At 71.6% G+C, this 23,078-nt stretch carries 21 protein-coding genes and 2 tRNA genes; 11 read left to right on the top strand and 12 right to left on the bottom strand.

Annotated elements, in window-relative coordinates:
* Nucleotides 1–4: 4 nt before the first annotated feature.
* The 7 genes from BLW17_RS08265 to BLW17_RS08235 all read right to left on the bottom strand — a co-directional run bounded on the left by BLW17_RS08265 (nucleotide 5) and on the right by BLW17_RS08235 (nucleotide 5,747).
* The gene (locus BLW17_RS08265) at nucleotides 5–694 is read right to left on the bottom strand and encodes a DUF4286 family protein (protein WP_036736346.1); all 690 of its coding nucleotides are present in this window, start codon (nucleotides 692–694) and stop codon (nucleotides 5–7) included.
* Nucleotides 695–833: 139 nt separating this feature from the next.
* Nucleotides 834–1,553, bottom strand: a complete 720-nt coding sequence (locus tag BLW17_RS08260) for a sulfate/molybdate ABC transporter ATP-binding protein (RefSeq protein ID WP_074826413.1) — start codon at nucleotides 1,551–1,553, stop codon at nucleotides 834–836.
* 16 nt (nucleotides 1,554–1,569) lie between these two features.
* Nucleotides 1,570–2,463: a sulfate ABC transporter permease subunit CysW gene (gene cysW / locus BLW17_RS08255; protein WP_083388348.1), complete on the bottom strand. Its 894-nt coding sequence runs from the start codon at nucleotides 2,461–2,463 to the stop codon at nucleotides 1,570–1,572.
* On the bottom strand, nucleotides 2,456–3,295 hold the full coding sequence (cysT, locus tag BLW17_RS08250) for a sulfate ABC transporter permease subunit CysT (protein WP_036710389.1): 840 nt from the start codon (nucleotides 3,293–3,295) through the stop codon (nucleotides 2,456–2,458). Before cysT ends, cysW begins: the two co-directional genes overlap by 8 nt.
* Entirely contained in the window at nucleotides 3,292–4,296 is a 1,005-nt protein-coding gene (locus BLW17_RS08245) for a sulfate ABC transporter substrate-binding protein (RefSeq protein ID WP_052171864.1), read from the bottom strand. The genes cysT and BLW17_RS08245 overlap by 4 nt, the downstream gene beginning before the upstream one ends.
* A 302-nt stretch (nucleotides 4,297–4,598) precedes the next feature.
* On the bottom strand, nucleotides 4,599–5,054 hold the full coding sequence (locus BLW17_RS08240) for an RrF2 family transcriptional regulator (RefSeq protein ID WP_036703090.1): 456 nt from the start codon (nucleotides 5,052–5,054) through the stop codon (nucleotides 4,599–4,601).
* Nucleotides 5,055–5,378: 324 nt separating this feature from the next.
* A complete protein-coding gene (locus tag BLW17_RS08235) occupies nucleotides 5,379–5,747 on the bottom strand; it encodes a DsrE family protein (protein ID WP_074826409.1) in 369 nt (122 codons plus the stop codon).
* 85 nt (nucleotides 5,748–5,832) lie between these two features.
* Between BLW17_RS08235 and BLW17_RS08230 the strand changes: the two genes are divergently transcribed.
* Nucleotides 5,833–6,798, top strand: a complete 966-nt coding sequence (locus BLW17_RS08230; RefSeq protein ID WP_052176397.1) for an AraC family transcriptional regulator — start codon at nucleotides 5,833–5,835, stop codon at nucleotides 6,796–6,798.
* 48 nt (nucleotides 6,799–6,846) lie between these two features.
* On the opposite strand, the gene BLW17_RS08225 is transcribed toward BLW17_RS08230, so the two are convergent.
* Entirely contained in the window at nucleotides 6,847–7,614 is a 768-nt protein-coding gene (locus BLW17_RS08225) for a DsbA family protein (RefSeq protein WP_036733797.1), read from the bottom strand.
* A gap of 142 nt (nucleotides 7,615–7,756) precedes the next feature.
* Between BLW17_RS08225 and BLW17_RS08220 the strand changes: the two genes are divergently transcribed.
* From BLW17_RS08220 to BLW17_RS08200, 5 genes are all read left to right on the top strand, one after another.
* Entirely contained in the window at nucleotides 7,757–8,899 is a 1,143-nt protein-coding gene (locus BLW17_RS08220) for a pyridoxal phosphate-dependent aminotransferase (RefSeq protein ID WP_036733795.1), read from the top strand.
* Complete coding sequence (locus BLW17_RS08215) at nucleotides 8,896–10,122, top strand: N-acetylmuramoyl-L-alanine amidase family protein (RefSeq protein WP_052176398.1); 1,227 nt, start codon at nucleotides 8,896–8,898, stop codon at nucleotides 10,120–10,122. The genes BLW17_RS08220 and BLW17_RS08215 overlap by 4 nt, the downstream gene beginning before the upstream one ends.
* 94 nt (nucleotides 10,123–10,216) lie before the next feature.
* Nucleotides 10,217–12,745: a penicillin-binding protein 1A gene (locus BLW17_RS08210; protein ID WP_036733793.1), complete on the top strand. Its 2,529-nt coding sequence runs from the start codon at nucleotides 10,217–10,219 to the stop codon at nucleotides 12,743–12,745.
* Nucleotides 12,746–12,863: 118 nt separating this feature from the next.
* Complete coding sequence (gene prfB / locus BLW17_RS08205; protein WP_036733791.1) at nucleotides 12,864–13,991, top strand: peptide chain release factor 2; 1,128 nt, start codon at nucleotides 12,864–12,866, stop codon at nucleotides 13,989–13,991.
* Nucleotides 13,992–14,156: 165 nt separating this feature from the next.
* Nucleotides 14,157–15,206 (top strand): patatin-like phospholipase family protein, encoded by a 1,050-nt coding sequence (locus BLW17_RS08200; RefSeq protein WP_036733789.1) that lies wholly within the window; start codon nucleotides 14,157–14,159, stop codon nucleotides 15,204–15,206.
* Here the strand turns inward: BLW17_RS08200 and BLW17_RS08195 are convergent.
* The 4 genes from BLW17_RS08195 to tyrS all read right to left on the bottom strand — a co-directional run bounded on the left by BLW17_RS08195 (nucleotide 15,197) and on the right by tyrS (nucleotide 19,092).
* Nucleotides 15,197–15,910 (bottom strand): DUF502 domain-containing protein, encoded by a 714-nt coding sequence (locus BLW17_RS08195; RefSeq protein ID WP_036733787.1) that lies wholly within the window; start codon nucleotides 15,908–15,910, stop codon nucleotides 15,197–15,199. The genes BLW17_RS08200 and BLW17_RS08195 overlap by 10 nt on opposite strands.
* A 66-nt stretch (nucleotides 15,911–15,976) precedes the next feature.
* Nucleotides 15,977–16,885: a pseudouridine-5'-phosphate glycosidase gene (locus tag BLW17_RS08190; protein WP_036733785.1), complete on the bottom strand. Its 909-nt coding sequence runs from the start codon at nucleotides 16,883–16,885 to the stop codon at nucleotides 15,977–15,979.
* A gap of 72 nt (nucleotides 16,886–16,957) precedes the next feature.
* Nucleotides 16,958–17,848: a PfkB family carbohydrate kinase gene (locus tag BLW17_RS08185; protein WP_036733783.1), complete on the bottom strand. Its 891-nt coding sequence runs from the start codon at nucleotides 17,846–17,848 to the stop codon at nucleotides 16,958–16,960.
* On the bottom strand, nucleotides 17,845–19,092 hold the full coding sequence (gene tyrS, locus BLW17_RS08180) for a tyrosine--tRNA ligase (protein ID WP_036733781.1): 1,248 nt from the start codon (nucleotides 19,090–19,092) through the stop codon (nucleotides 17,845–17,847). Before tyrS ends, BLW17_RS08185 begins: the two co-directional genes overlap by 4 nt.
* 112 nt (nucleotides 19,093–19,204) lie before the next feature.
* Here tyrS and BLW17_RS08175 point away from each other — a divergent pair, with 112 nt between their 5' ends.
* The 5 genes from BLW17_RS08175 (at nucleotide 19,205) to BLW17_RS08155 (ending at nucleotide 23,026) form a co-directional block, all read left to right on the top strand.
* A complete protein-coding gene (locus BLW17_RS08175) occupies nucleotides 19,205–20,308 on the top strand; it encodes an anhydro-N-acetylmuramic acid kinase (RefSeq protein ID WP_036733803.1) in 1,104 nt (367 codons plus the stop codon).
* 138 nt (nucleotides 20,309–20,446) lie between these two features.
* Nucleotides 20,447–21,241: a PRC-barrel domain-containing protein gene (locus BLW17_RS08170; protein ID WP_036711634.1), complete on the top strand. Its 795-nt coding sequence runs from the start codon at nucleotides 20,447–20,449 to the stop codon at nucleotides 21,239–21,241.
* Nucleotides 21,242–21,419: 178 nt separating this feature from the next.
* The gene (locus BLW17_RS08165; protein WP_036733779.1) at nucleotides 21,420–22,634 is read left to right on the top strand and encodes a hypothetical protein; all 1,215 of its coding nucleotides are present in this window, start codon (nucleotides 21,420–21,422) and stop codon (nucleotides 22,632–22,634) included.
* A 211-nt stretch (nucleotides 22,635–22,845) separates the two neighbouring features.
* Nucleotides 22,846–22,922 (top strand) — tRNA-Asp (locus tag BLW17_RS08160).
* 27 nt (nucleotides 22,923–22,949) lie between these two features.
* Nucleotides 22,950–23,026 (top strand) — tRNA-Asp (locus BLW17_RS08155).
* Nucleotides 23,027–23,078 lie beyond the last annotated feature (52 nt).

Raw genomic sequence — 23,078 nt, 5'->3', positions numbered from 1 at the left:
GTGGTTAGGCGCGGGTGTCGCCGCGCCGGGCCGAAAGATCGGCGTGGTCGAGGGACCAGATCAGGTCAAAGGCCCCCGCACCGTGCAGGTCGCCCCCGGCCAGCGCGGGCAGCTCGGCCGCGAGCTCGGCCGCGGCCGCGCGGGTGAGCGTGTCGGCCATCAGCACCCGCCGCATCACCCGTTCGGAGCCCGCCTCGGAGGGCAGGGGGGTCGAGAGCGCCGGATCGGGCGCGAGCAGCTGCACGCGCAGCACCTCGGGCCGGCTGGCGAGCGCTGCGGCGAGGTCGGAGGCGCGGGCCGCGGCGGCCTCGTCGCCCGCCGTGGCGTCGCCCAGTTCGGCCAGCGCCACGGCGCAGCCGGCGCCGAAGCCGGCCTCGGCGCTGACCGCCATCACCCGGCGCTGGGTGTTGTCCATGCGGGCGAAGTTGCGGTTGGACCAGTCGGTCTGCCGGGTGAAGGCCGCGCGATAGGCGTCCGAGGTGAAGGTGCCGAGGCTCTCGGTGCGGTAGATCGCCAGATAGCGCCGCGCGGCGTCGTCGTGCGCGCGGTAGCGGCGCGCCCAGAGCATTCCGGGGATGGCGACCCGCTCCTCCATGTGCTCGCGGTCGTACCAGGCGTTGAAATCCGCCTCATGCGCGGGGTCGATGTCGGTCCAGACGAAAAGCTGGCCGTTCGCGGTCGGTGTCAGGTTCATATCGGGTTCCCGGGCATCCGGCCGCGAGCGTGGCCGAGATTTCCGATCCTGACAAGCGGCGCGACGCAGGCCCGATGGAGCGGCCCGCGTCGGCGGCGACCGCCCCCGGGGCGGGGGCGGACCGTGAGGGTGAGCGGCCTCAGGTCGAGATGAAGTCGCGCACGAAAGGCGTCGCGGGCCGCGCACGGATGTCCTGCGGGCGGCCGATCTGCTCGATCCGTCCCATCGACATGATGACCACCAGATCGGCCAGCTCCATCGCTTCGTCCTGGTCGTGGGTCACGAAGACCGTGGTCAGGCCGGTCTCGTCGTGGATCTCGCGCAGGCCCTGGCGCAGTTCCTTGCGCACCTTGGCGTCGAGCGCGCCGAAGGGCTCGTCGAGCAGCAGCATCCGCGGCTCGATGGCCAATGCGCGGGCCAGCGCGACCCGCTGGCGCTGGCCGCCCGACAGCTGGCTGGGGTAGCGGTCGCCGATGTGGGGCAGCTGGATCAGGGCCAGCAGCCGGGTCACGCGGCGGGCGATCTCGGCCTTGGGCGGGCGGGTGGCGCGCGGGCGCGCGGCGAGGCCATAGGCGATGTTGTCGAACACCGTCATGTGCCGGAAGAGCGCATAGGACTGGAAGACGAAGCCCGCGCGGCGTTCCTGCACGGTCATCCCGGTCGCGTCCTGCCCCTCGAACAGCACCCGCCCCGCGGTCGGGTATTCGAGGCCCCCGAGGATGCGCAGCAGCGTCGTCTTGCCTGACCCCGACGGCCCCAGCAGCGCGACGAGCGCGCCGCCGGGGATGGTCAGCGACACGGGATGCAGCGCCGCGGTGGTCCCGAACTGCTTTGAGATTTCGTCGATCTCGATCAGCATGAGCCTCTCTCCCCTCTCAATGCCGGCGCTGCGCGGCGAGCGCGTCGGCGTGGCGGATTTCCAGCAGCGTCTTGATCATCAGCGTCACCAGCCCGAGGACGCCCAGCGTCGCCGCCATCGAGAACGCGGCGACCGACAGGTATTCGTTGTAGAGCATCTCGATGGTGATCGGCATGGTCGCGGTCTTGCCGCGGATCTTGCCCGAGACGACCGCGACCGCCCCGAACTCGCCCATCGCGCGGGCGTTGCAGAGCAGCACGCCGTAAAGCAGCGCCCAGCGGATGTTGGGCAGGGTCACGGTGCGGAACACCCGCCAGCCCGAGGCGCCGAGGGTCAGGGCGGCTTCCTCTTCGGCGCGGCCCTGCTCGATCATCACCGGGATCAGCTCGCGGGCGACGAAGGGGAAGGTGACGAACATCGTCGCCAGCACGATGCCCGGCAGGGCGAAGACGATGGGAAACCCGTGCGCCACCAACCAGCCGCCGATCAGCGAGTTGGCCCCGAAGGTCAGCACGATGCAGAGCCCCGCCACCACCGGGCTGACCGAGAATGGCAGGTCGATAAGGGTGATGAGCACCGCCTTGCCGCGAAAGTCGAACTTGGTGATCGCCCAGGCCGCGGCGAGCCCGAAGAGGGCGTTCAGCGGCACCGCGATGGCCGCGACGATCAGCGTCAGGCGGATCGCGGGCCAGGCCTTCGGATCGGCGAGGCTGGCCAGCGCCGGGCCCACGCCGCGCGCGAGTGCCTCGGCGAAGACCGTGACCAGCGGGGCCAGCACCAGCACCGCGAGCCCCAGCACCGAGACGAGGATCAGCGCCCGGCGCGCGGCCGGGGCCTCGTCGGTGGGGGCGCGGAAGCGGCCCGCCTTGGGCGGGCGGGGCGCGGGGTGGGTCAGGGACAGGTCAGACATAGCCGATCCTCCGCCGGCTCCAGATCTGGATGAGGTTGATCGCCAGAAGCAGCGCGAACGAGATCAGCAGCATGACGATGCCGATGGCGGCGGCGGCGTCATAGTTGAACTCTTCCAGCTGGATGACGATCAGCAGGGGGGCGATCTCGGTCACCAGCGGGATGTTGCCGGCGATGAAGATGACCGAGCCGTATTCGCCCACCGCCCGCGCCAGCGCGAGGGCAAAGCCGGTCAGCGCGGCCGGCGCCAGCATCGGCAGGATCACCTTGCGCAGCGTGGTCAGCCGCGAGGCGCCGAGCGTGGCCGACGCCTCCTCGACCTCGCGGTCGATCTCTTCGATGACCGGCTGGACGGTGCGGGTGACGAAAGGCAGGCCGACGAAGATCAGGGCGATCAGGATGCCCCATTGCGAATAGGCGATCTTGATCCCGAGCGGCGCCAGCGCCGCGCCGAAGACCCCGTTCGGGGCGTAGAGCGCGGTCAGCGCGATCCCCGCGACGGCGGTGGGCAGCGCGAAGGGCAGGTCCACCGCAGCGTCCAGCAGCCGTCGGCCCGGGAAGCGATAGCGCGACAGCACCCACGCCAGCACCACGCCGAAGACGAGGTTGAAGAGCGCGGCGAGGAACGACAGCCGGAACGACAGCCAGAGCGCCCGCCACACGCGCTCGCGGTTGACGGTGGCCCAGATGCCCGCCGCCCCGTAGTCGGCGCCCTTGAGCAGCAGGGCGCCGATCGGCAGCAGCACCACGATCGAGAGCATGGCGACCGTGATCCCCATCGCCGGGCCGAAGCCCGGCATGGGTGAGGGCTGGCGGAACGGCCCTCGGCTCATTTCGGCACGTAGATCTGGTCGAAGATGCCGCCGTCGCCGAAGTGCTCGGGCTGCGCCTTGGCCCAGCCGCCGAAGTGCGAGATGTCGACGAGGTCGATCTTGGGGAAGCGGGCCACGTCCTCGGGCGCCGCGGCCGAGGTGTCCCAGGCGCGGTAGTAGTGCTTCCACGCCAGCGCCTGCCCCTGCGGCGAATAGAGGAAGTCGAGATACCCCTGCGCCAGCTCGCGCTGGGCGTCGCTGGTGATGTTGGCGTCCACCACCGCGACCGGCGGCTCGGCCAGCACCGAGACCGAGGGCACCACGATGTCGAACTTGTCGTCGCCGAGCTCGGCGAGCGCCAGATAGGCCTCGTTCTCCCACGCGAGCAGAACGTCGCCGATGCCGCGCTGCGAGAAGGTGGTGGTGGCGCCGCGGGCGCCCGAGTCGAGGACGGGCACGTTGCGGAACAGCTTGCCCACGAACTCCTTGGGGTCCTGGCCGTTGCGCTCGGCCCAGGCCCAGGCGGCGAGGTAGTTCCAGCGCGCCCCGCCCGACGTCTTGGGGTTCGGGGTGATGACCTGCACGCCGTCGGCGACGAGATCGCCCCAGTCCTTGATGCCCTTGGGGTTCCCCTCGCGGACGAGGAACACGATCGTCGAGGTGTAGGGCGAGGAGTTGTGCGGCAGCCGCTTCTGCCAATCGGCCGGCAGCTTGCCCGCCGCGGCGATGCGGTCGATGTCCGAGGCGAGCGCCAGCGTGACCACCTGCGCGCCCAGCCCCTCGACCACCGCGCGCGCCTGCGCGCCCGAGCCGCCGTGGCTCGTCTCGATCTGCGGGGCGTCGTGGCCCTGTGCGGTCCAGTAGTCGGCGAAGGCGGCGTTGATGTCGCGGTAAAGCTCGCGCGTCGGGTCGTAGCTGACGTTGAGCAGCGACTCGGCGCGGGCCTGACCGAGGCCGAGCGCCAGGGCTGCGGCGATCACGCCCCAGCCGATCAGCGGCCGCAGTCGCGCCAGCGGCGCCATGATCTCGGCGGTGGTCAGCGGGGCCGGGCGGGGGGCGATAGAGCCAAGGGTGGGACGGTCCATCGGGTCATTCCTTCTTGAGCTGCGCGGGCCGCAGGGCCGGCTTGCCCGATAAATATCGACCTCACCTGTCGTCTTTAGCAAGTAAAAAATATCGGCTTTTCTTGTCGTGATTAAGAAAGGGAGATTCGTCGCGGCGGCTGCCGGACCGCAGGCGCGGACCCTCGCCCGGCGGGCGGGCGCGGGACGAATGACCGCCAGAGCGGGGCGCGGGGAGGTTTTGGTTCCGGTCGCCGGGCCGGTCAGGCGTCGGCGATGACCTGTGCAGACAGCGCGTCCGAGCGCATCAGGTCGGCCAGCGTCAGCGAATCGATGATCTGCAGATAGCCCGAGAACACGTCCGCAAAGGTCCGGCGGATGCGGCACGTTTCTTCATCCGTGCAGTCGGGGCAGCGCTGATAGGCGGTACGCGACAGGCAGGGCAGGGGCGCGAGCGGCCCGTCGATCAGCCGCAGCAGATCGGCGAGCTTTACCTCGGACGGCGGCTGCGCGAGCAGATACCCCCCCGCCCGGCCGCGCCGCGAGGCGATCACGCCCGCGTCGCGGATCTCGAGCAGGATGTGTTCGAGAAACCGCTTGGGGGTTCCGGCGCGCTTGGCGACCTGCTCGATGGACAGCGCCTGCGGCGCGCCGCTGGCGGCCTCGTCAGCCAGCACCAGCAGCGCCTTGAGCGCGTATTTCATCTTCTGCGTGATCATGGGCTAGCCCTAGGCAGACGCCGGCCGGGACGCAAGCAAGCGGGTCTGTTGGTGAAAGACGATCAGCAGATAGGGGGCGACGTGGCGGAATGCCAGCCGGGGGAAGCGAGGGAGGGGGGCGCGCTAGCGCGGCGCTCATGCGCGTCGCACCCCGTGTCGGCTGCAGCGCGGCGCCGGTCGGGTCCCAGCGGTCAAACCGTGGGCGCGGTGGGCAGGTCGCGTCCGCAACCCCTTCACTGGAAGCCAACGAGGCACGGGCGCCGGGGACGGCCACCCCACCCCCCACGCCCGGTCCCGCCGCCAACCCCTGCGGTGCCGTCCCCTTCAGAACGACAGCGTGGCCGCGCCTGCCCGGACCTCGGCGAACATCGCGCTGGCGCCCTTGATCTCCACCCCGTCGATCAGGTCGCCGGCCTCGTAGTCGCGGGACGTCACGCAGGGCGGGCAGGCCCAGATCGTGCCGCCGCGGGCCTGAAACGCGCTGACGAGGCTCGCCAGCGGCTCGAGCGGCGGCACGTGGGTCAGGGCGTGGCCCTTGCGCCGGACCAGGTCCACGGCGGCGCTGGTCAGAAAGACGAAAACCTCCATCCCCGCCGTCTGGGCGCCGTTGGCGAGGGTGAAGGCCACCGACGACAGCTCTGAGTCGATGCCCTTCGTCATCACGATCACCAGTTTGTCGGTCGTCGCATCCATGATAGGTTTCCTTTTGCTCAGGATGTTCCGCGCCGAGTATGCGCCTTGTCCGAAGGGTCCGGCTTTGGCCGCGAGACCGGAAAGCTTGATCGCAACGCCGGACCTGCCGCCCGAGCCCGCCGCGGCGCTGCTGGCCGCGGCCTTGCGGCGGGTGCGGATCACCGACTCGATGCAGTACTGCTACATGCCCTCCGGCGACTGGGAGACGGACGCGACCCCCGCCGCGTGGAAGCCGCACGACGCGGTCAGCTTCCATATCCTCGCCGAGGGGACTTGCTGGCTCGAGATGGGCGGGCAGCGGCGAACCCTGCGCGCGGGCGACATCGCGGCGTTTCCGTTCGGCACGCCCCACCGCATCGGCGCCGGCGCGGGCGGGCCCGAGATCGACCCCGGCGGGGCGCTGCCCCCGGGCCCGTGGCGCGAGACCCCGGTGCTGCGGTTCGGCGGGGGCGAGCGGGTGGTCCGCATCCTCTGCGGCTACGTCCGCTGCGAGGCGCTGTCCTTCGGCCCCTTCCGCGCGGCCCTGCCCGAACTGGTGCTTGTCGCCACGGCGGGCGGCGACGACTGGCTTGCCCCCATCGTGGCCCGCATCGTGGCCGAGGTGGACGCGCCGCAGGGGGGCGGCACGGCAATCCTCGAGCGGCTCACCGAACTCGCGCTGATCGAGGTGCTGCGCCGGCAGTTGCTGGCCGAGCCGCGGGGGACGACCGGCTGGCTTTCGGCGATCCGCGATCCGGTGGTGGGGCGCTGTCTCGGGCTGATGCACGCCGACCCGGCGCGGCCCTGGACGGTGGCGCTGCTGGCGCGCGAGGCCGGGGCCTCACGCAGCGTCATCGCGGCGCGCTTCGGCGCCCGGTTGGGCCGCACGCCGATGTCCTATCTGCGCTACTGGCGCCTGCTGCTGGCGCGCGAGCGGCTGGCCCGCGCGGATGTCTCGATCGGCGCGCTGGCCGAAGAGAGCGGCTACAGCTCGGAAGCCGCCTTCTGCCGCGCCTTTGCCCGGGCGACGGGCTGCCCGCCGGGCGCGTACCGGGCGCGCATGGCGGGCTGAGAGGGCAGGTTTCCGTCGGGGTCGAGGGGCCGAAGCCCCCCTCAGACCTCAGCCTTTCGCTTCGGCGCGGATCTGCGTCACGGCGGCCTCGAGCCCGCTCGAGGGGATGCCGCGCAGCAGTTCGGGGCCGATCACGAAGGTCGGCGTGCCCATGATCTGCATCTGCTCGGCCAGCTGCCGGTTGGCGCGGATCTCGGCCGTCACCTCTTCGGTGTTCATCCGCTGGATGATCGCTTGCGAGTCGAGCCCCTGATCCTTCGCCAGCGCCCCGAGCGACTCGAGCGTCACCGCCCCGCGGATCTCGTAGAGCTTGTCGTGCGCCGTCTTGTAGGCCGCGTCGCCGGCGATCTGGCGGACCGCGATGGCATAGCGCGAGGCGAGCTCGCTCTCTTGCCCGAGGATCGGGAACTCCTTGAGGATCAAGCGGATGTTGCCGTCCTTCTCGACCAGCGCGTCGACCTCGGGGGCGATCTTGCGGCAGTAGCCGCAGCGATAGTCGATGAACTCGACCACGGTCAGGTCGCCCTTGGGGTTGCCGCCGACCCACGAGTGGCCGTCGTCGAAGATCGCGGCCTTGTGCGTCTCGACCAGCACGCGGTCGTTCTTGGCCTCGTCGGCCAGGCGCTGGGCTTCCATCTTGTTCACCGCCTCGATCAGCACCTCGGGGTGGTCCATGATGTAGTCGCGGACGGCGGCGCCGAAGGCCTCGCGCTCGGCGTCGGTCATCTGCGCCGGGTCGAAGGCGGCGGCCGGCAGGGCGGTCAGCGGCAGGGCGGCGGCGGCGGCAAGCGCCGCGGCGGTGAGCACGGATTTCATCGCGGGTCCTTTCGGGTTTCGCGCGCGACCTTGGCGGGTCGGGGCGCCGCTGTCCAGCCCGCGCCGGGGGCGCGAGGCGCTTGACCCGTCCCCCGCGGCTCGGCCACAAGCGCCCCCTGACGAAGAGCCGAGGGGGCAGCAGATGAGACAGTCACGACGCGGCCAGGTGGACCCGTTCATCGTCATGGACGTGATGGAGGCCGCGCGCCGCGCCGAGGCCGCTGGCCGCCGCATCGTCCACATGGAGGTCGGCCAGCCCGCCACCCCCGCCCCCGCGGTGGCCCGCCGGACACTGGCGGCGGCGCTGGACCAGCCGCTCGGCTACACCGTCGCGTTGGGCCTGCCGGCGCTGCGCGAGGCGATCGCCGGGCTCTACCGGCGCTGGTACGGGGTCGAGCTGGACCCCGGCCGGGTGGTGATCACCGCGGGCTCCTCGGGCGCGTTCCTGCTGGCCTTCGCGGCGCTCTTCGAGGCGGGCGACCGGGTGGCGGTGGGCGAGCCGGGCTATCCGAGCTACCGCCAGATCCTGCGTGCCATGTCGGTCGAGCCGGTGGGGATGCCGACCCGCTTTGAGAACCGCTATCAGCCGCTGCCCGCGGACATCCCCGGCGATGTGCAGGGGGTGATGCTCGCCTCGCCCGGCAACCCCTCGGGCACGATGCTCGACCACGCGGCGCTGGCGGCGTTGGCCGCGCGCGCGGCCGAGATCGGCGCGGCGCTGATCTCGGACGAGATCTACCACGGGCTGAGCTACGGGGCGCGCTGCGTCAGCGCGCTCGAGGTCACCGACGACATGGTGGTGATCAACAGCTTCTCGAAGTTCTTCAGCATGACCGGCTGGCGGATCGGCTGGATGGTCGTGCCGCCCGATCTGGTCCGCACGATGGACCGGCTGGCTGCGAACATGTTCATCTGCCCGCCGCATGTGAGCCAGGTGGCGGCGCTGGCCGCGCTTTCGCCCGAGGGCGAGGCCGAGGCGCAGGCGAACCTCGCCGTCTATGCCGAGAACCGGCGGCTGCTGCTCGACCGGCTGCCGGCGATCGGCTTCGACCGCATCGCGCCGCCGGACGGGGCCTTCTATCTCTACGCCGACGTCTCGGCCCTGACCGACGACAGCGCCGCGCTCGCCGCCGAGATCCTCGAACACGCCGGGGTGGCGGTCACGCCGGGGATCGACTTCGACCCGGTGCGGGGGCGGCAGACGCTGCGCTTCTCCTACGCCGGGGCAACCGACGAGATCGCGCTGGGGCTCGAGCGGCTGGCCGAATGGATGGCGGCGCGATGAGGCGATGGGCGGCGCTCATGGTGGCGCTGGCGCTGCTGCTGCCGGGGCTGGCGCGGGCCGAGGCGCCCGTGGCGTTCGAGGCCGCCCGCAGCAGCCTGACCGCCGAGGGCCGCGACACGGGCGCGCCGCGCCCGCTGACGCTCGTGCTGGGGCTGAGCCGTGCGGTGCCGGTCCGGGTCGCGGTGATCGACGGGCCGCCGCGGCTGGTCGTCGATCTGCCGGCGGCCGAGCCGCCCGCGGCGACGGGCGCGCCCCTGCCGCAGGCGCTGCGCTGGGGTGCCGCCCCGCAGGGCGGGGCGCGGGCGGTGATGACGCTGCCGGGGCCGATGCGGGTGGAGAGCGCGGCGATGCGCGGGGGGCCGCCGGCGTCGCTCGTCCTGCGCCTCGCGCCCGTCGCGCCCGAGGCCTTCGCGCCGCGCCGCGACACGCTGACCGTGCTGCGCGGCCTGCCCGCGCCCGCGACGGCGCCCGCGCCGGTTGGGGACGGGCGGCTCAAGGTGGTGCTCGACCCCGGCCACGGCGGCATCGACCCCGGCGCGCAGGTGGGCGGCATCTCCGAGGCCGCGGTCATGCTGGGGTTCGCGCGCGAACTCGCCGCGGCGCTTGAGGCGCGCGGCATCGCCGTGGCGCTGACCCGCGGCGACGACAGCTTCGTGCCGCTCGAGCGGCGCACCAGTATCGCCCGCGCGCAAGGCGCCGACCTGTTCCTGTCGCTGCACGCCGACGCCCTGCCCGCGGGCGAGGCGGCCGGGGCCACGATCTACACCTGGGACGCCCAGTCGAATGATCGCGCCGCGCGCCAGCTTGCGCTGCTGCACGACCGCAGCGACCTGCTGGCCGGGCTGGACCTGTCGGACGCGGGCGAGGATGTCAGCCGGGCGCTGATGGACCTCGCCCGGCTCGACACCCAGCCGCGCAGCCAGGATGCCGCCCGCCACCTCGTCGCGCGGATGAACGCGGCCGGGGTGACGATGCACCGGGTGCCGGTGCGGGGGGCGGCGTTCTCGGTCCTCAAGTCGCCCGACATCCCCTCGCTGCTGCTCGAGATGGGGTTCCTGACCGATCCGGGCGACCGCGCCAACCTGTTCGACCCCGACTGGCGGGCGCGGGTGGCGGGCGCCATCGCCTCGGGCGTCGAGGCCTGGGCCGCGGACATGGCGGGGAAGCCCGCGCCCGACCGCCCCGAGGCCGCGGACGCGGCACCCCCCAAACCCGGCGGCTGACCGCTGACCGGGCTGCGGCCTGACGCAAGCTTGCTTTGACCCCGGGGGGGTGGGCCGCTATAGGTGCGCCCCGATTGGCTGGGTGGGCCCTCTTTTGATCCGTTTCGTCCTGAACTTCATCGGCGCCGTGTTTTCGTGGTTCGTGACCGCGACGGTGTTCCTGGCGCTGGGTCTCGGCGGCATCTTCTGGCTCTATGCCCGCGACCTGCCCTCGACCGACGAGCTCAGCCGCTACAGCCCCAAGACGATCAGCCGGATCTATTCCGGCGAGGGCAAGCTGATCGACGAATTCGCCGAGGAACGCCGCATCTTCGTCCCGGTCGCCGAGATCCCGCCGGTGGTCAAGGACGCCTTCATCTCGGCCGAGGACAAGAACTTCTACACCCACCCAGGCTATGACCCGCGCGGCATGGCGGCCGCGGCGGTCGAGCTGGTCCGCTCGCGCGGGGAAAGCGTGCGCGGCGCCTCGACCATCCCGCAGCAGGTGGCCAAGAACTTCTTTCTCAGCGCCGACCGCACCGCCGAGCGCAAGATCAAGGAGCTGATCATCGCCGCGCGTCTGACCCGGACGCTGAGCAAGGACCAGATCCTCGAGCTGTACCTGAACGAGATCTTCCTCGGCCAGAACAGCTACGGCGTCGGTGCCGCGGCGCAGACCTATTTCAACAAGCCGCTGGGCGAGCTGGCCCCGCACGAGGCGGCTCTGCTGGCGGCGATGCCGCAGGCGCCCTCGCGCTCGGTCGTGCGCGACAAGGACCGGCTGACCGAGCGGCGCAACTATGTCCTGCGGCAGATGTGGGAGAACGGCTACCTGACCGAGGCCGCCTTCAAGTCCGAGGCGGCGCTGCCGCTGCGCTCGGTCCAGAACGGCGACTTCCCGGCCTTCCGCAACAGCCTGCCGCCGCGCGACTATTTCACCGACGAGATCCGCCGCCAGCTCTCGGCGCAGTTCGGCGAGGAGGAGTTCTTCTCGGGCGGCCTGTCGATCCGGGCCACGGTCGAGCCGCAGTTGCAGAAAATCGCCGCGAAGGCGCTGCAGGACGCGCTCGAGCGCTATGACCGCGGCATCGGCCTGTGGCGCGGGACCGGGCAGAAGATCGACCCGGCCGAGCTGGGGTCCGAGGCGCAATGGCGCGCCGCGTTGGCCAAGGCCAAGGTTCCGCGCGACATCGACGGCTGGTATCCGGCGGTCGTGCTGTCGCTCGGCAAGTCCGACGCCCAGATCGGCATCGAGGGCATCCCGCCCACCGAGGCCGAGCCGCAGGTGATCCCGGCCCGCGACGTGCAGTGGGCCCGCAAGCTCATGCCGGGGTCGAAGCGGGCGCCGCAGGCGAGGGTGGCCGCGGACCTGCTTGAGGTCGGCGACGTGGTGCTGGTGCGGCGGATGACCGAGGACGGCTCGGGCAAGTTCATCCGCTGGACGCTGCGCCAGGTGCCGGCGATCGAGGGCGGGTTCATGGCCATGGACGTGAACACCGGTCGCGTCTACGCGATGCAGGGCGGGTTCAGCTACCAGTCCTCGGTCTTCAACCGCGCGACGCAGGCGCAGCGCCAGCCCGGCTCGGCCTTCAAGCCCTTCGTCTATGCCGCGGCGCTGGACAACGGCTACACCCCCGCCACCATCGTCGCGGACGAGCCGATCACGGTGAACACGCCGCAGGGCCTGTGGACGCCGAAGAACGCGGGCGGCGGGTTCTACGGCCCCACGCCGCTGCGGACCGGGATCGAGCAGTCGCGCAACCTGATGACCATCCGCATCGCCCAGGACATCGGGATGAACACCGTCGCCCGCTACGCCGAGCGCTTCGGGGTCTATGACAAGCTGTCGCCGTTCCTCGCCAACAGCCTTGGCGCGCAAGAGACGACGCTGTTCAAGATGGTCGCCGCCTACGCGATGTTCGCCAACGGCGGCGAGCGGGTCGAGCCGACGCTCGTGGACCGGGTGCAGGACCGCAACGGCCGCACCGTCTATCGCCACGACAAGCGGGTCTGCACGACCTGCGCCATGGGCGCGCTGCCCGCGGGCGAGGCGCCGGTGATCGTCTCGGACCGCGAGCGGGTGATGGACGCGATCACGGCCTATCAGCTCACCTCGATGCTGGAGGGCGTGGTCAACCGCGGCTCGGGCAAGGGCGTCAAGCTGCCGGTGCCGGTGGCCGGCAAGACCGGCACCACCAACGACGCCAAGGACGTGTGGTTCGTGGGCTTCACCTCGAACATGGTGGCAGGCTGCTATCTGGGCTACGACGAGCCGCGCAGCCTGGGGTCGAACGCCTTCGGCGGGACGCTCTGCGTGCCGGTGTTCAACGCCTTCATGCGGCAGGCGGTCAAGCAGTATGGCGGGACCAAGTTCCGGGTGCCGCCGGGCGGGTATTTCGCCGACGTCTCCTATGGCAAGGGCGTGATCTCGGAATATTTCCGCAACGGGACCAACGCGGCCAGCGGCCAGCGCGTCGTCGACGGCGGCTTCCAGCGGGTGCCGGCCGACCAGCTTCCGGGCTTCAAGAAAAGCACCGACGTGACCGAGCGCGCGGCGAAGTCGGTGACGACCTCGACCGGCAAAAAGAAGGTCATCCCGAAGAAGGCCGACTACAACACGATGAGTTCGGGCGGCCTCTACTAGCGCCGCGTGATCCGGCGGGGGCAGGGTGCCACGCCCCCCCCCGCCTTGTCTGTCCGCGTCCGAGGCGCTATCTGCCGCTTTCATTCCCAAGCCCCGACCCTGCCCGAGGGACCGCCCCATGCGTGCCGAGACCCAAGCCACCGTCGAATCCATCCGCAAGTCGCTGGGCCTGCTTGCGCAGCGCATGGACTGGGAGACCGCGCCGCACCGGCTGGAAGAGATGAACGCCATGATCGAGGACGGCGACCTGTGGTCCGATCCGTCCCGCGCGCAAAAGCTCATGCGCGACCGGCAGGTGCTGTCGGACAAGGTCGAGACCTACCGGCGCATCGATCAGGACCTCAAGGACTCGGTCGAGCTGATCGAGCTGGGCGAGGCCGAGGGCGATGCCGAGATCGTCTCGGACGCCGAGGCGACGTTGAAGGGTCTGGCCGAGCTGGCGGCCAGCAAGGAGCTTGAGGCGCTGCTCGACGGCGAGGCGGACGGCAACGACACCTTCCTGGAAATCAACGCCGGCGCCGGCGGCACCGAAAGCTGCGACTGGGCGGCGATGCTGGCGCGGATGTACACCCGCTGGGCCGAGAAGAAGGGCTACAAGGTCGAGCTGCAGTCCGAAACCGCGGGCGACGAGGCCGGCATCCGCTCGGCCGCCTACAAGATCAGCGGGCCGAACGCCTATGGCTGGCTCAAGTCGGAATCGGGCGTGCACCGGCTGGTCCGTATCTCGCCCTATGACAGCGCGGCGCGGCGGCACACGTCGTTCTCCTCGGTCTGGGTCTATCCGGTGGTCGATGACAACATCGAGATCGTGATCCCAGACAACGAGATCCGCATCGACACCTATCGCTCGTCGGGCGCCGGTGGGCAGCACGTCAACACCACCGACTCGGCGGTGCGGATCACCCACCTGCCGACCAACATCGTCGTGACCAGCTCGATGAAGTCGCAGCACCAGAACCGCGAGGCGGCGATGAACGCGCTCAAGGCGCGGCTCTATCAGCTCGAACTCGACAAGCGGAACGCGGCGATCAACGCGGCGCACGAGAACAAGGGCGACGCCGGCTGGGGCAACCAGATCCGCAGCTACGTGCTGCAGCCCTACCAGATGGTGAAGGACCTGCGCACGAGCTACGAGACCTCGGACACCCAAGGGGTGCTCGACGGCGATCTGGACGGGTTCATGGCCGCGACGCTGGCGATGGACGTCTCGGGCAAGAGCCGGGCCGAGGCCAACGCCGACGACTGACCCGCGGCGCGGGCGTGGGCCGCCGGAGCCTCCGGCGGGGATGTTTCTGCAGGAACGAATGCCTGTCGCCGCGCCCCGGGCCGTGGCGTCGCTGCGGGCAACCATTTTTCGCGGCCGACGTTCCGTGCTATTGCTGCAGTGCAGCATGGATGAGCGGAGCGGACGATGGCGAAGAAGATCAACCTGGCCCTGCAGGGCGGCGGCGCGCACGGAGCCTTTGCCTGGGGTGTGCTCGACCGGCTCCTGGAGGGGGACGAGATCGACATCGCAGGGATCAGCGGCACCTCGGCCGGGGCGCTGAACGGGGCGGCGGTGACGGCGGGGCTGTCGGCCATTCCGGGGCGCGAAGGGCGCGAGGCGGCGCGCGAGAACCTCGATTACGTCTGGTCGCAGGTCGGGCAGGTCAGCGACAACCGCATGGTGCGCTGGATGACCAGCATGGTGCCGATGCCGCGCGGGATGCAGCGCTGGGCCGAGATGGTGTCGCCCGTGGCCTGGCTCGAGGGGTTCTCGCGCATCTTCAGCCCCTACGATTCCGGGCCGTTCTACACCAATCCGCTGTCGGCGATCATCCGCGAGATGCCGCATCCGCTGGACGGTCACCACGCCACCGCGCCCGAGTTCTTCGTGACCGCCACCAACGTGCGCACCGGCCGGGTCCGCATCTTCTCGGGCGACGAGGTCTCGCCCGAGGCGGTGATGGCCTCGGGCTGCCTGCCGACGCTGTTCCGCGCGGTCGAGATCGACGACCCGGCGACCGGCCAGCGCGAGGCCTATTGGGACGGCGGCTATTCGGGCAACCCGGCACTGTTCCCGCTGTTCGACCGCCGCCTGCCGGCCGACATCGTGATCGTCACCATCAACCCGATGGTGCGTGAGGCCGTGCCCCGCACGCCGGTCGAGATCCAGGACAGGATCAACGAGATCAGCTTCAATTCGAGCCTGCTGCGCGAATTGCGTGCCATCCAGTTCATGAAGCGGCTCGAGCGCGAGGGGCGTCTGTCGGGCCGCGGGATGAAGGAGCCGCTGATCCACATGATCTCGGACGACAACCTGATGACCTCGCTCGGGACGCGGACCAAGGTGATGCCGCGCCCCGGGCTTCTCGCGCAGATGAAGGCGGCGGGGCGGGATGCCGCGCAGGCGTTCCTCGAGGGGGATGCGCAGAACATCGGCAAGGCCGATTCGGTCGATCTGCCGCGGCTCTACGGCTGAGCGGCGAGTGACGGTGCGGCGAGGGCCGGGCGCGGCGGCGGATAGACGAGCCCGCCCGAGATGATCAGCTTGGCCGCATCCTCGACCGACATCTCGAGATAGATCACGTCGGTTTCCGGCACGTAGAGCAGGAAGCCCGAGGTGGGGTTCGGCGTCGTCGGCAGGAACACCGCCATCATCCGCGATCCCGGCGGGGCCAGCCCGTCCAGCTCGCCCTTGGCGGGACCGGCGACGAAGCCCACCCCCCACAGGCCCTTGCGGGGGTATTCGATCAGGCAAGCGCGGTCGAACTTGCTGTCGCCCTGGCTGAGCAGCGTCTCGCTGATCTGCTTGAGCCCGCCGTAGACCGAGCGGACGATCGGCACGCGGTCCAGCAGGCGTTCGCCCGCGCGCAGCAGGCGGCGGCCGATGTAGCCCTTGGCGACCCAGCCGACGATCACGGTGAAGATCAGGAAGATGATCACGCCGACGCCGCGCGGGTTGATGCCGAGCCAGCGGTCCGGGTGCCAGCGGGCCGGGATCACCGGCATCACCCAGCCGTCGATCCAGCCGGTCAGCGACCAGAAGAGCCAGATCGTCAGCGCGATCGGCAGCATCACCGCGAGGCCGGCGAGGAACGATCCGCGCAGCGAGGCGAAGGGGCCGGGCCTGCGCACGGGCTGCGGGGTCGGGGACAGCGGGGGCAGGTCGTCGGGGTGGCGCATGCCGCGACGCTCGTGCGGCAGGCCCGCCGGGTCAAGGGGCGATGGACGGGGCGGTGATAGGGTGGGTCAGGCCCCCGCCGCCGCGATCCGCGCCGCGAGCCGCGCGTTCGACAGCACCAGCGCGATGTTGGCCTGAAGCGAGCGCCCCTCGGTCAGCGCAAAGATCCGGTCGAGCAGGAACGGCGTCACCGCTTTCGCCGCGATCCCCTGCGCCTCGGCCTCGGCCAGCGCGGCATCGACCACCGGGATCATCTCGGCGCGGGGGATCTCGGCCTCGGCCGGGATCGGGTTCACAACCAGCTGCCCGCCGGGAATCCCCAGCGCGCGGCGCATCCGGGCGGCCGCGGCGATCTCGGCCGGGTCGTCCAGCCGCAGCGGCGCGGGCAGGCCCGAATCGCGCGACCAGAAGGCGGGGATGGCGTCCTGGCCCACGGCGATGACGGGGACGCCCAGCGTCTCGAGCATCTCGAAGGTGCGGGGGATGTCGAGGATCGCCTTGGCGCCCGCCGAGACCACGGTGACGGGGGTCGCGGCGAGCTCGGTCAGGTCGGCCGAGACGTCCATGGTCCGCTCCACCCCCCGGTGCACCCCGCCGATCCCACCGGTGGCGAAGACGCGGATGCCGGCGAGCGCCGCGCAGATCATCGTCGCGGCGACGGTGGTGGCGCCGGTGCGCCCGGTGGTCAGGCAGACGGCCAGATCGGCGCGGCTGACCTTCATCACGCCGGTCGCCTGCGCGAGTTCCTCGAGCGCGGCGTCGGTCAGGCCGACGTGGATGCGCCCGCCCATCAGCGCGATGGTGGCGGGGACCGCGCCGGCCTCGCGCACCGCGGCCTCGACGGCGCGGGCCATCTCGAGGTTCTGGGGGTAGGGCATCCCGTGGGTGATGATGGTTGATTCGAGCGCCACGATCGGGCGGCCCGCGTCACGCGCGGCGGCGACCTCGGGGGCGAAGCTGAGCGGCAGGTCGGTCATCGGCGGTCCTTTCTGCGAGGCCGGACCGGGGCGCTGCCCCGGACCCCGGGATATTTGGGCCAGAAGAGAAGATCAGTGTCCCGCGACATGGGCGGCGGCGGCGGCGATGGCGGCGTCGAGCGCCGTGGCGCGGTCGGCGCCCTGCTCTTCTGCCAGAAGATGGGCGGCGAGGAAGCAGTCGCCTGCGCCGGTGACGCGGGCGATGGTGACGGGCGGCGGCTGGCGGGTCAGCACCTCGGCCGCCCCGCGGGCCGCGCAGGCGGCGGGGCGCGCGCCGTCCGTGACGAGGACGCGGGCCGCCCCGCGGGCGACGACTGCGGCGGCAGCCTCGGCCGCGCCGGCGCAGGGGTGGCCGGCGAGCGTCTCGGCCTCGGCGCGGTTGAGGTAGAGCGTGACGTGACCCGGCCCGATCAGCGGGGCGAGGCGTTCGGCCTTGCCCGGGCTCGCCGGCACCACCCGCAGGTCGGCGCGGGCAAGCGCCGGGTCGGCGGCGATGGCCGCAAGCTGCGCGGTCGTAAGGTTCCCGTCCACCACGATGAGGCCTCGCCACGGGGCGGCGGCGCTGCCCAGCCGGCCGTCGCGCAGGGGCGCCAGCACCGCCTCGCCCGCCGCCTCAAGCGAGTGGGCGTCGGCGATGGCGGCGATCAGCCCCTCGCTGTCCTCGATCGCCATGTAGGCGTCGGTGGGGCGCGTCGGGTCGCGGTGAACCCAGTCCACCCCCACGCCCAGCGCGCGGGCCGCGTCGATCAGCGCCGCGCCCTCGGGGTCGGTGCCGACCGCGCCCAGCACCGCCGCCGCCCGCCCGCGCGCGGCCAACGCCGCGGCGACGTTGAGGGCGACGCCCCCCGGCTGGTGGCGGATGCGGCCCGGCACGTCCGCGCCCGGCCCCATCGGCGCCGGGCTGCGGCCGATCACGTCCCAGAGCACCGCGCCGAGACAGAGGACGGGCAGGGCCGCGCTCATGCCGGGCGCAGCATCCGGTGCTTCTTCTTGCCGATCGAGACCTTGATCCCGTCGCCCACCGTCGCGGCCGTGACCATCGCCTGCGGGTCGCTGACGGCGGCGTTGTCGAGCCTGAGCCCGCCCTCGGCGATCAGCCGCTTGGCCTCTTTCCCCGAGCCGACCAGCCCCGCCTGCACCAGCATCTGCTGGACGCTCACGCCCTCGGCCAGCACCGCGGCGGGCAGCGTCACCACCTCGAGGTCGCCGCCGGCGCCGCCCTGCTCGAACACCTCGCGGGCGGTCGCCTCGGCCGAGGCGGCGGCGTCGGGACCGTGCAGCAGCGCCGTGACCTCGTTGGCCAGCCGCACCTTGGCCGCGTTGATCTCGGACCCGCCGAGCGCGCCCAGACGCTCGCATTCCGCAACCGGCAGCTCGGTGTAGAGCTTGAGGAAGCGGCCGACGTCGGCGTCGGTGGTGTTGCGCCAGAACTGCCAGAACTCGTAGGGCGACAGCATCGCGCCGTTCAGCCACACCGCGCCGCCCGCCGACTTGCCCATCTTGCGCCCGTCCGAGGTCGCCAGCAGCGGCGAGGTCAGGCCCCAGATCTCGCGGTCGAGCACCCGGCGGGTCAGGTCGATCCCGTTGACGATGTTGCCCCACTGGTCCGACCCGCCCATCTGCAGCCGGCAGTCGTAGCGGCGGTAGAGCTCGAGGAAGTCGTAGGCCTGCAGGATCATGTAGTTGAACTCGAGGAACGACAGCGACTGTTCGCGGTCGAGCCGCGACTTGACGCTTTCGAACGACAGCATCCGGTTGACCGAGAAATGCCGGCCGATGTCGCGCAGGAACTCGAGGTAGTTGAGCCCGTCGAGCCATTCGGCGTTGTTGAGCATCCGCGCGCCCTCGGGGCCGTAGTCGAGGTAGCGCGCGAAGACCTGCCCCATGCCGTCGATGTTGCGCTGGATGGCGGCATCGTCGAGCAGCGGGCGCTCCTCGGACCGGAAGGACGGGTCGCCGACCTTGGTGGTGCCGCCGCCCATCAGCGTGATCGGGCGGTTGCCGGTCTTCTGGAACCAGCGCAGCATCATGATATTGAGCAGGTGCCCGACGTGCAGGCTGGCCGCCGTGGCGTCGTAGCCGATGTAGGCGGTGACCGGCCCCTCGATCAGCGCCTCGTCGAGGGCCTGAAGGTCGGTGCAGTCGGCCAGATAGCCGCGCTCGATCATCACGCCGAGAAAGTCGGATTTCGGACGGTATGTGGTCATCGGCGCAGCTCCGGGTCGGGTGGCAGGGGTTTTTCCCCAGGTTTCGACGTGGCTATACAGCCGGGCAGGGGCAAGGGAAAGTGAGGGGCGGATGTTCGGCACGGCGGGGGGCCTGACCCGGGGCCGGTTGGTCACGGCGCTGGGGATGATGTCGGGCACCTCGCTCGACGGGGTCGATGCGGCGGTGCTGATGACCGACGGCGAGGAGATCGCGGATTTCGGGCGCAGCGGCTTTCGCCCCTACGGCGCGGCCGAGGCCGACGTGCTGCACGCCGCCCTCGGGCGCTGGCCGGGTGAGCCGGGGGTCGCGGCGGCGGCGGCGCTGTCGGTCGCCTCGCACGCGGCGCTCGCGGCGGATTTCCCCGAGGCGGCGGTGATCGGCTACCACGGCCAGACGCTTGCCCATGATCCGGGCGGGGGGCGGACCCACCAGGCCGGGCAGGGGTGGCGGCTGGCGCGGGCGACCGGGCGGCCCGTGGTGTGGGACTTTCGCACCGAGGACGTGCGGCAGGGCGGCGAGGGGGCGCCGCTGGTGCCGGTCTTTCACCATGCGCTGGCCCGCTGGGCGGTCGGGCAGGGGCGACTGCCGTCCGCGCCGGTGGTGTTCCTCAACCTCGGCGGGGTCGGCAACCTGACCTGGTGCGACCCGCGCGCGGCCGATCCGCTGGGTGCCTGCCTTGCCTTCGACACCGGCCCGGCGAACGCGCCGCTGAACGACCTGATGCGGGCGCGACGGGGTGCTGCGCGCGACGAGGGCGGGGCGCTGGCCGCCGCGGGGGCCCCGCGCGAGGCGGTGATCGCGGACTTCCTGCGCCACCCGTATTTCGCCCGGCCGGCGCCCAAGTCGCTGGACCGGGATGCCTTCGCGGCGCTCGGCCCGGCGGTCGCGCAGATGGATGACGCCGATGCCGCGGCGACCCTGGTCCACGCCGCGGCGGCGGCGGTGGGGGTGGGGCTGGCGCTGCTGCCGGCGCGCCCGGCGTCGATCCTCGTCTGCGGCGGCGGGCGGCGGAACGCGGCGCTGATGGCGGCGCTGGGCACCCGCACGGGCGTCGCGGTGCAGCCGGTCGAGGCCGCCGGCCTCGACGGCGACATGATCGAGGCGCAGGCCTTCGCCTTTCTCGCCGTGCGGGTGCTGCGCGGGTTGCCGACCTCGGGGCCGTCCACGACCGGCGTTCCGGGCCCGGTCTGCGGGGGGCGGATCAGCGCTCCGTAAGGGGCGCGCGGCGGGCGGCCGCCTCGCCGGCGGCGCGGAAACATTTCCGAGGGAACGACTTTCTCGCGGGGTGCGTTGTCGGCTCGAAGCGGGGGTCCGGAAGGGTCGCCGCCGAGACCTAGAGGAAGGACTGACCCGATGAAAGCTTTGCTTCTCGCCGCGACCTCGTCGCTTGCGCTGACCGGTTTCGCCATGGCGCAGACCGCCGCCCCGGCGCCTGCACCGGCCACGACCACCACCACGACCGTCGCCGACCCGGTGGCCGCCGCGGGCGACAAGGCCGAGGACGCCGCCGACAAGGCCGAGAACGCGGTTGATGCCGCCGGCAACAAGGTCGACGAGGCCGTGACGACCTCGGCCGCCGACAAGGCCGAGGATGCCGCCGACCGCGCCGAGGATGCGGCGGACAAGGCCGAGGACAAGGCCGACGCGGCCGCGACCGCGGGCACCGCGACCACCACGACCACGACCGCTCCGGCTGCGACCACCACCACGGCGCCGGCCGCGACGACCACCACCACGGCGACCACCGCGACCCCGGCTGACGCCGTTGTCGTGGCCCCCGACGTCGACGCGCCTGTGATGTCGGCCGAGAACCCCGGTCTGCTCGGTTCCTACATCATGAACCGCCGGATCTGGACGACCAACCAGCCGTCCTCGACCGCGTGGGCCGATACGACCATGACCGAGCGTCCGGCCGAGTGGACCGACATCGCCAAGGTCGGCGACATCGTGGTCGACCCCGAGGGCAACATCATGGGCTACACCGCTGACATCGGCGGGTTCCTGGGCCTCGGCGCCAAGACCGTGCTGCTGGGCAAAGACGCCCTGCACCTGGTCCGCATCGGTGACGACGTGTTCTACGCGACCAACTTCACCAAGGAAGAGCTCGAGGCGCTGCCCGACTTCGACTCGACCACCGTGCTCAAGTGATCCGTGGCTGCCATCGCGGCGGCCACCCCACTTAACAAAGAACAAGGGCGCCCCCGGGGCGCCCTTTCCAATTCTGGGGAACCCGAGGCGGGTCAAGTTGTTGTGACACCGATGCCTGAGACACCGGCGGGCACGTCATAACAAAAATGACCTTAGAATGACCGAGAGGAAACTCCCCATGATGATCAAGCAGCTTCTGGGCACCGCGGCCGCCCTGTCCTTCGTCGCAGCCGGCGCGATGGCCCAGACGGCCCCGGCCCCGGCCGAGACGACCGCGCCCGCCGCCGATGCGACCGCGCCTGCGGCGACCGCGCCTGCGGCAACCGACGCGGCGACCACGGCCCCGGCCGCGACCGATGCGGCAACCACCGCCCCCGCCGTCGCCCCGGCGACCGACGCGACCGTTGCCGTCCCCGGCGGCCAGGTCGTCGTCCAGCAGGCCGAGCCGACCGTGAACGTCAACGTGCCGACCCCGGACGTCAAGGTGAACCAGCCCGCGCCGCAGGTGACTGTGGAACAGCCCGAGCCGACCGTGACCGTCACCCAGGCCCCGCCCGAGGTGAACGTCGAGCAGTGCGCCCCGAAGATCACCGTGACCCAGGCCGAGCCGACCGTCACCGTCAACATCCCGCAGCCGGTCGTCTCGGTCGCGCTGCCCGATCCGGTCGTGACCGTGGGTGACGTGACCCCGGTGGTCACCGTCGACGTGCCCGAGCCGGTCGTCTCCTTCGTCCAGCCCGAGCCGCGCGTCGTGGTCGAGAGCGCCGATGCGAAGGTCAACGTGACCGACGCCGAGGCGCAGGTCGAGGTGACCAAGGCCAACGAGGCCCAGGTCGAGATCCGCCAGAACGAGGCCACCGTCGACGTCCAGCAGACCGGCGAAGCGCAGGTCAACGTCGGCGCCGCCCCGGCCCCGGAAGTCGCGGTCGAGAAGGCCGGCGAGGCTCAGGTCAAGGTCGAGCAGGGTGATGCCGCGGTCAACGTGACCGGCGCGACCCCCGCCGCCGGCGCCGCTGCCCCGGCCGCGGACCCCGCCGCGGCGCCCGCCGACGGCACCGTGGCCGTGGCCCCGGTGATGGCCTCGGACATCGCGCTGCGTGAGGGCTATACCGCCGTCCCGGCCGGTGAAGTGACCGGCGAGGGCCTCGACGGGCTGCAGGTCTTTGCCCGCGAAGGCAACGACTACCGCGAAATCGGCGAGATCGACGCCTTCGACGCCGCGAACAACGCGGCCATCGTGTCGGTGGGCGGTTTCCTCGGGATCGGCGAGCGTCAGGTTTCCTACCCGCTGGACCAGATCTCGTTCCAGCGCACCGCCGCGGGCGACCTCGAGGCCTATGTCGGCACCCCCGCCGACCAGATCGAAAACCTGACGGCCTACACCCGCAACTGATCCGAGGCTCGGCTTCTGGACCGGAAAGGCCCCGCACCCGCGGGGCCTTTTCACGTTCCGCGCCGGTGTGATCACGGCACCGCCACGCGCCCGCGTCCGGGGTCGGGGGGTTTTTTGCGGGAAACCCCTCCGACCCGCGCTTTGTCGCTTGACCGCACCGGCGGGGCTGCGTAAACCCCCCGCACCCCGGAGGCGATCCGGGTGTGGTTGGGCGGTTGTAGCTCAGTTGGTTAGAGTACCGGCCTGTCACGCCGGGGGTCGCGGGTTCGAGCCCCGTCAACCGCGCCACCACCACACCATCGCCCTGGACCATGCGCGGTTGTAGCTCAGTTGGTTAGAGTACCGGCCTGTCACGCCGGGGGTCGCGGGTTCGAGCCCCGTCAACCGCGCCATCCTTCCCCTCCCCCCACCTGACCGATGCGCCGCCGCGTCGCCCCGACGCGC

Source organism: Paracoccus sanguinis (assembly GCF_900106665.1).
GTDB lineage: Bacteria > Pseudomonadota > Alphaproteobacteria > Rhodobacterales > Rhodobacteraceae > Paracoccus > Paracoccus panacisoli.
Note: the sequence above shows the minus strand (reverse complement) of the source record. Positions and strands in the feature narration are given on the sequence as shown.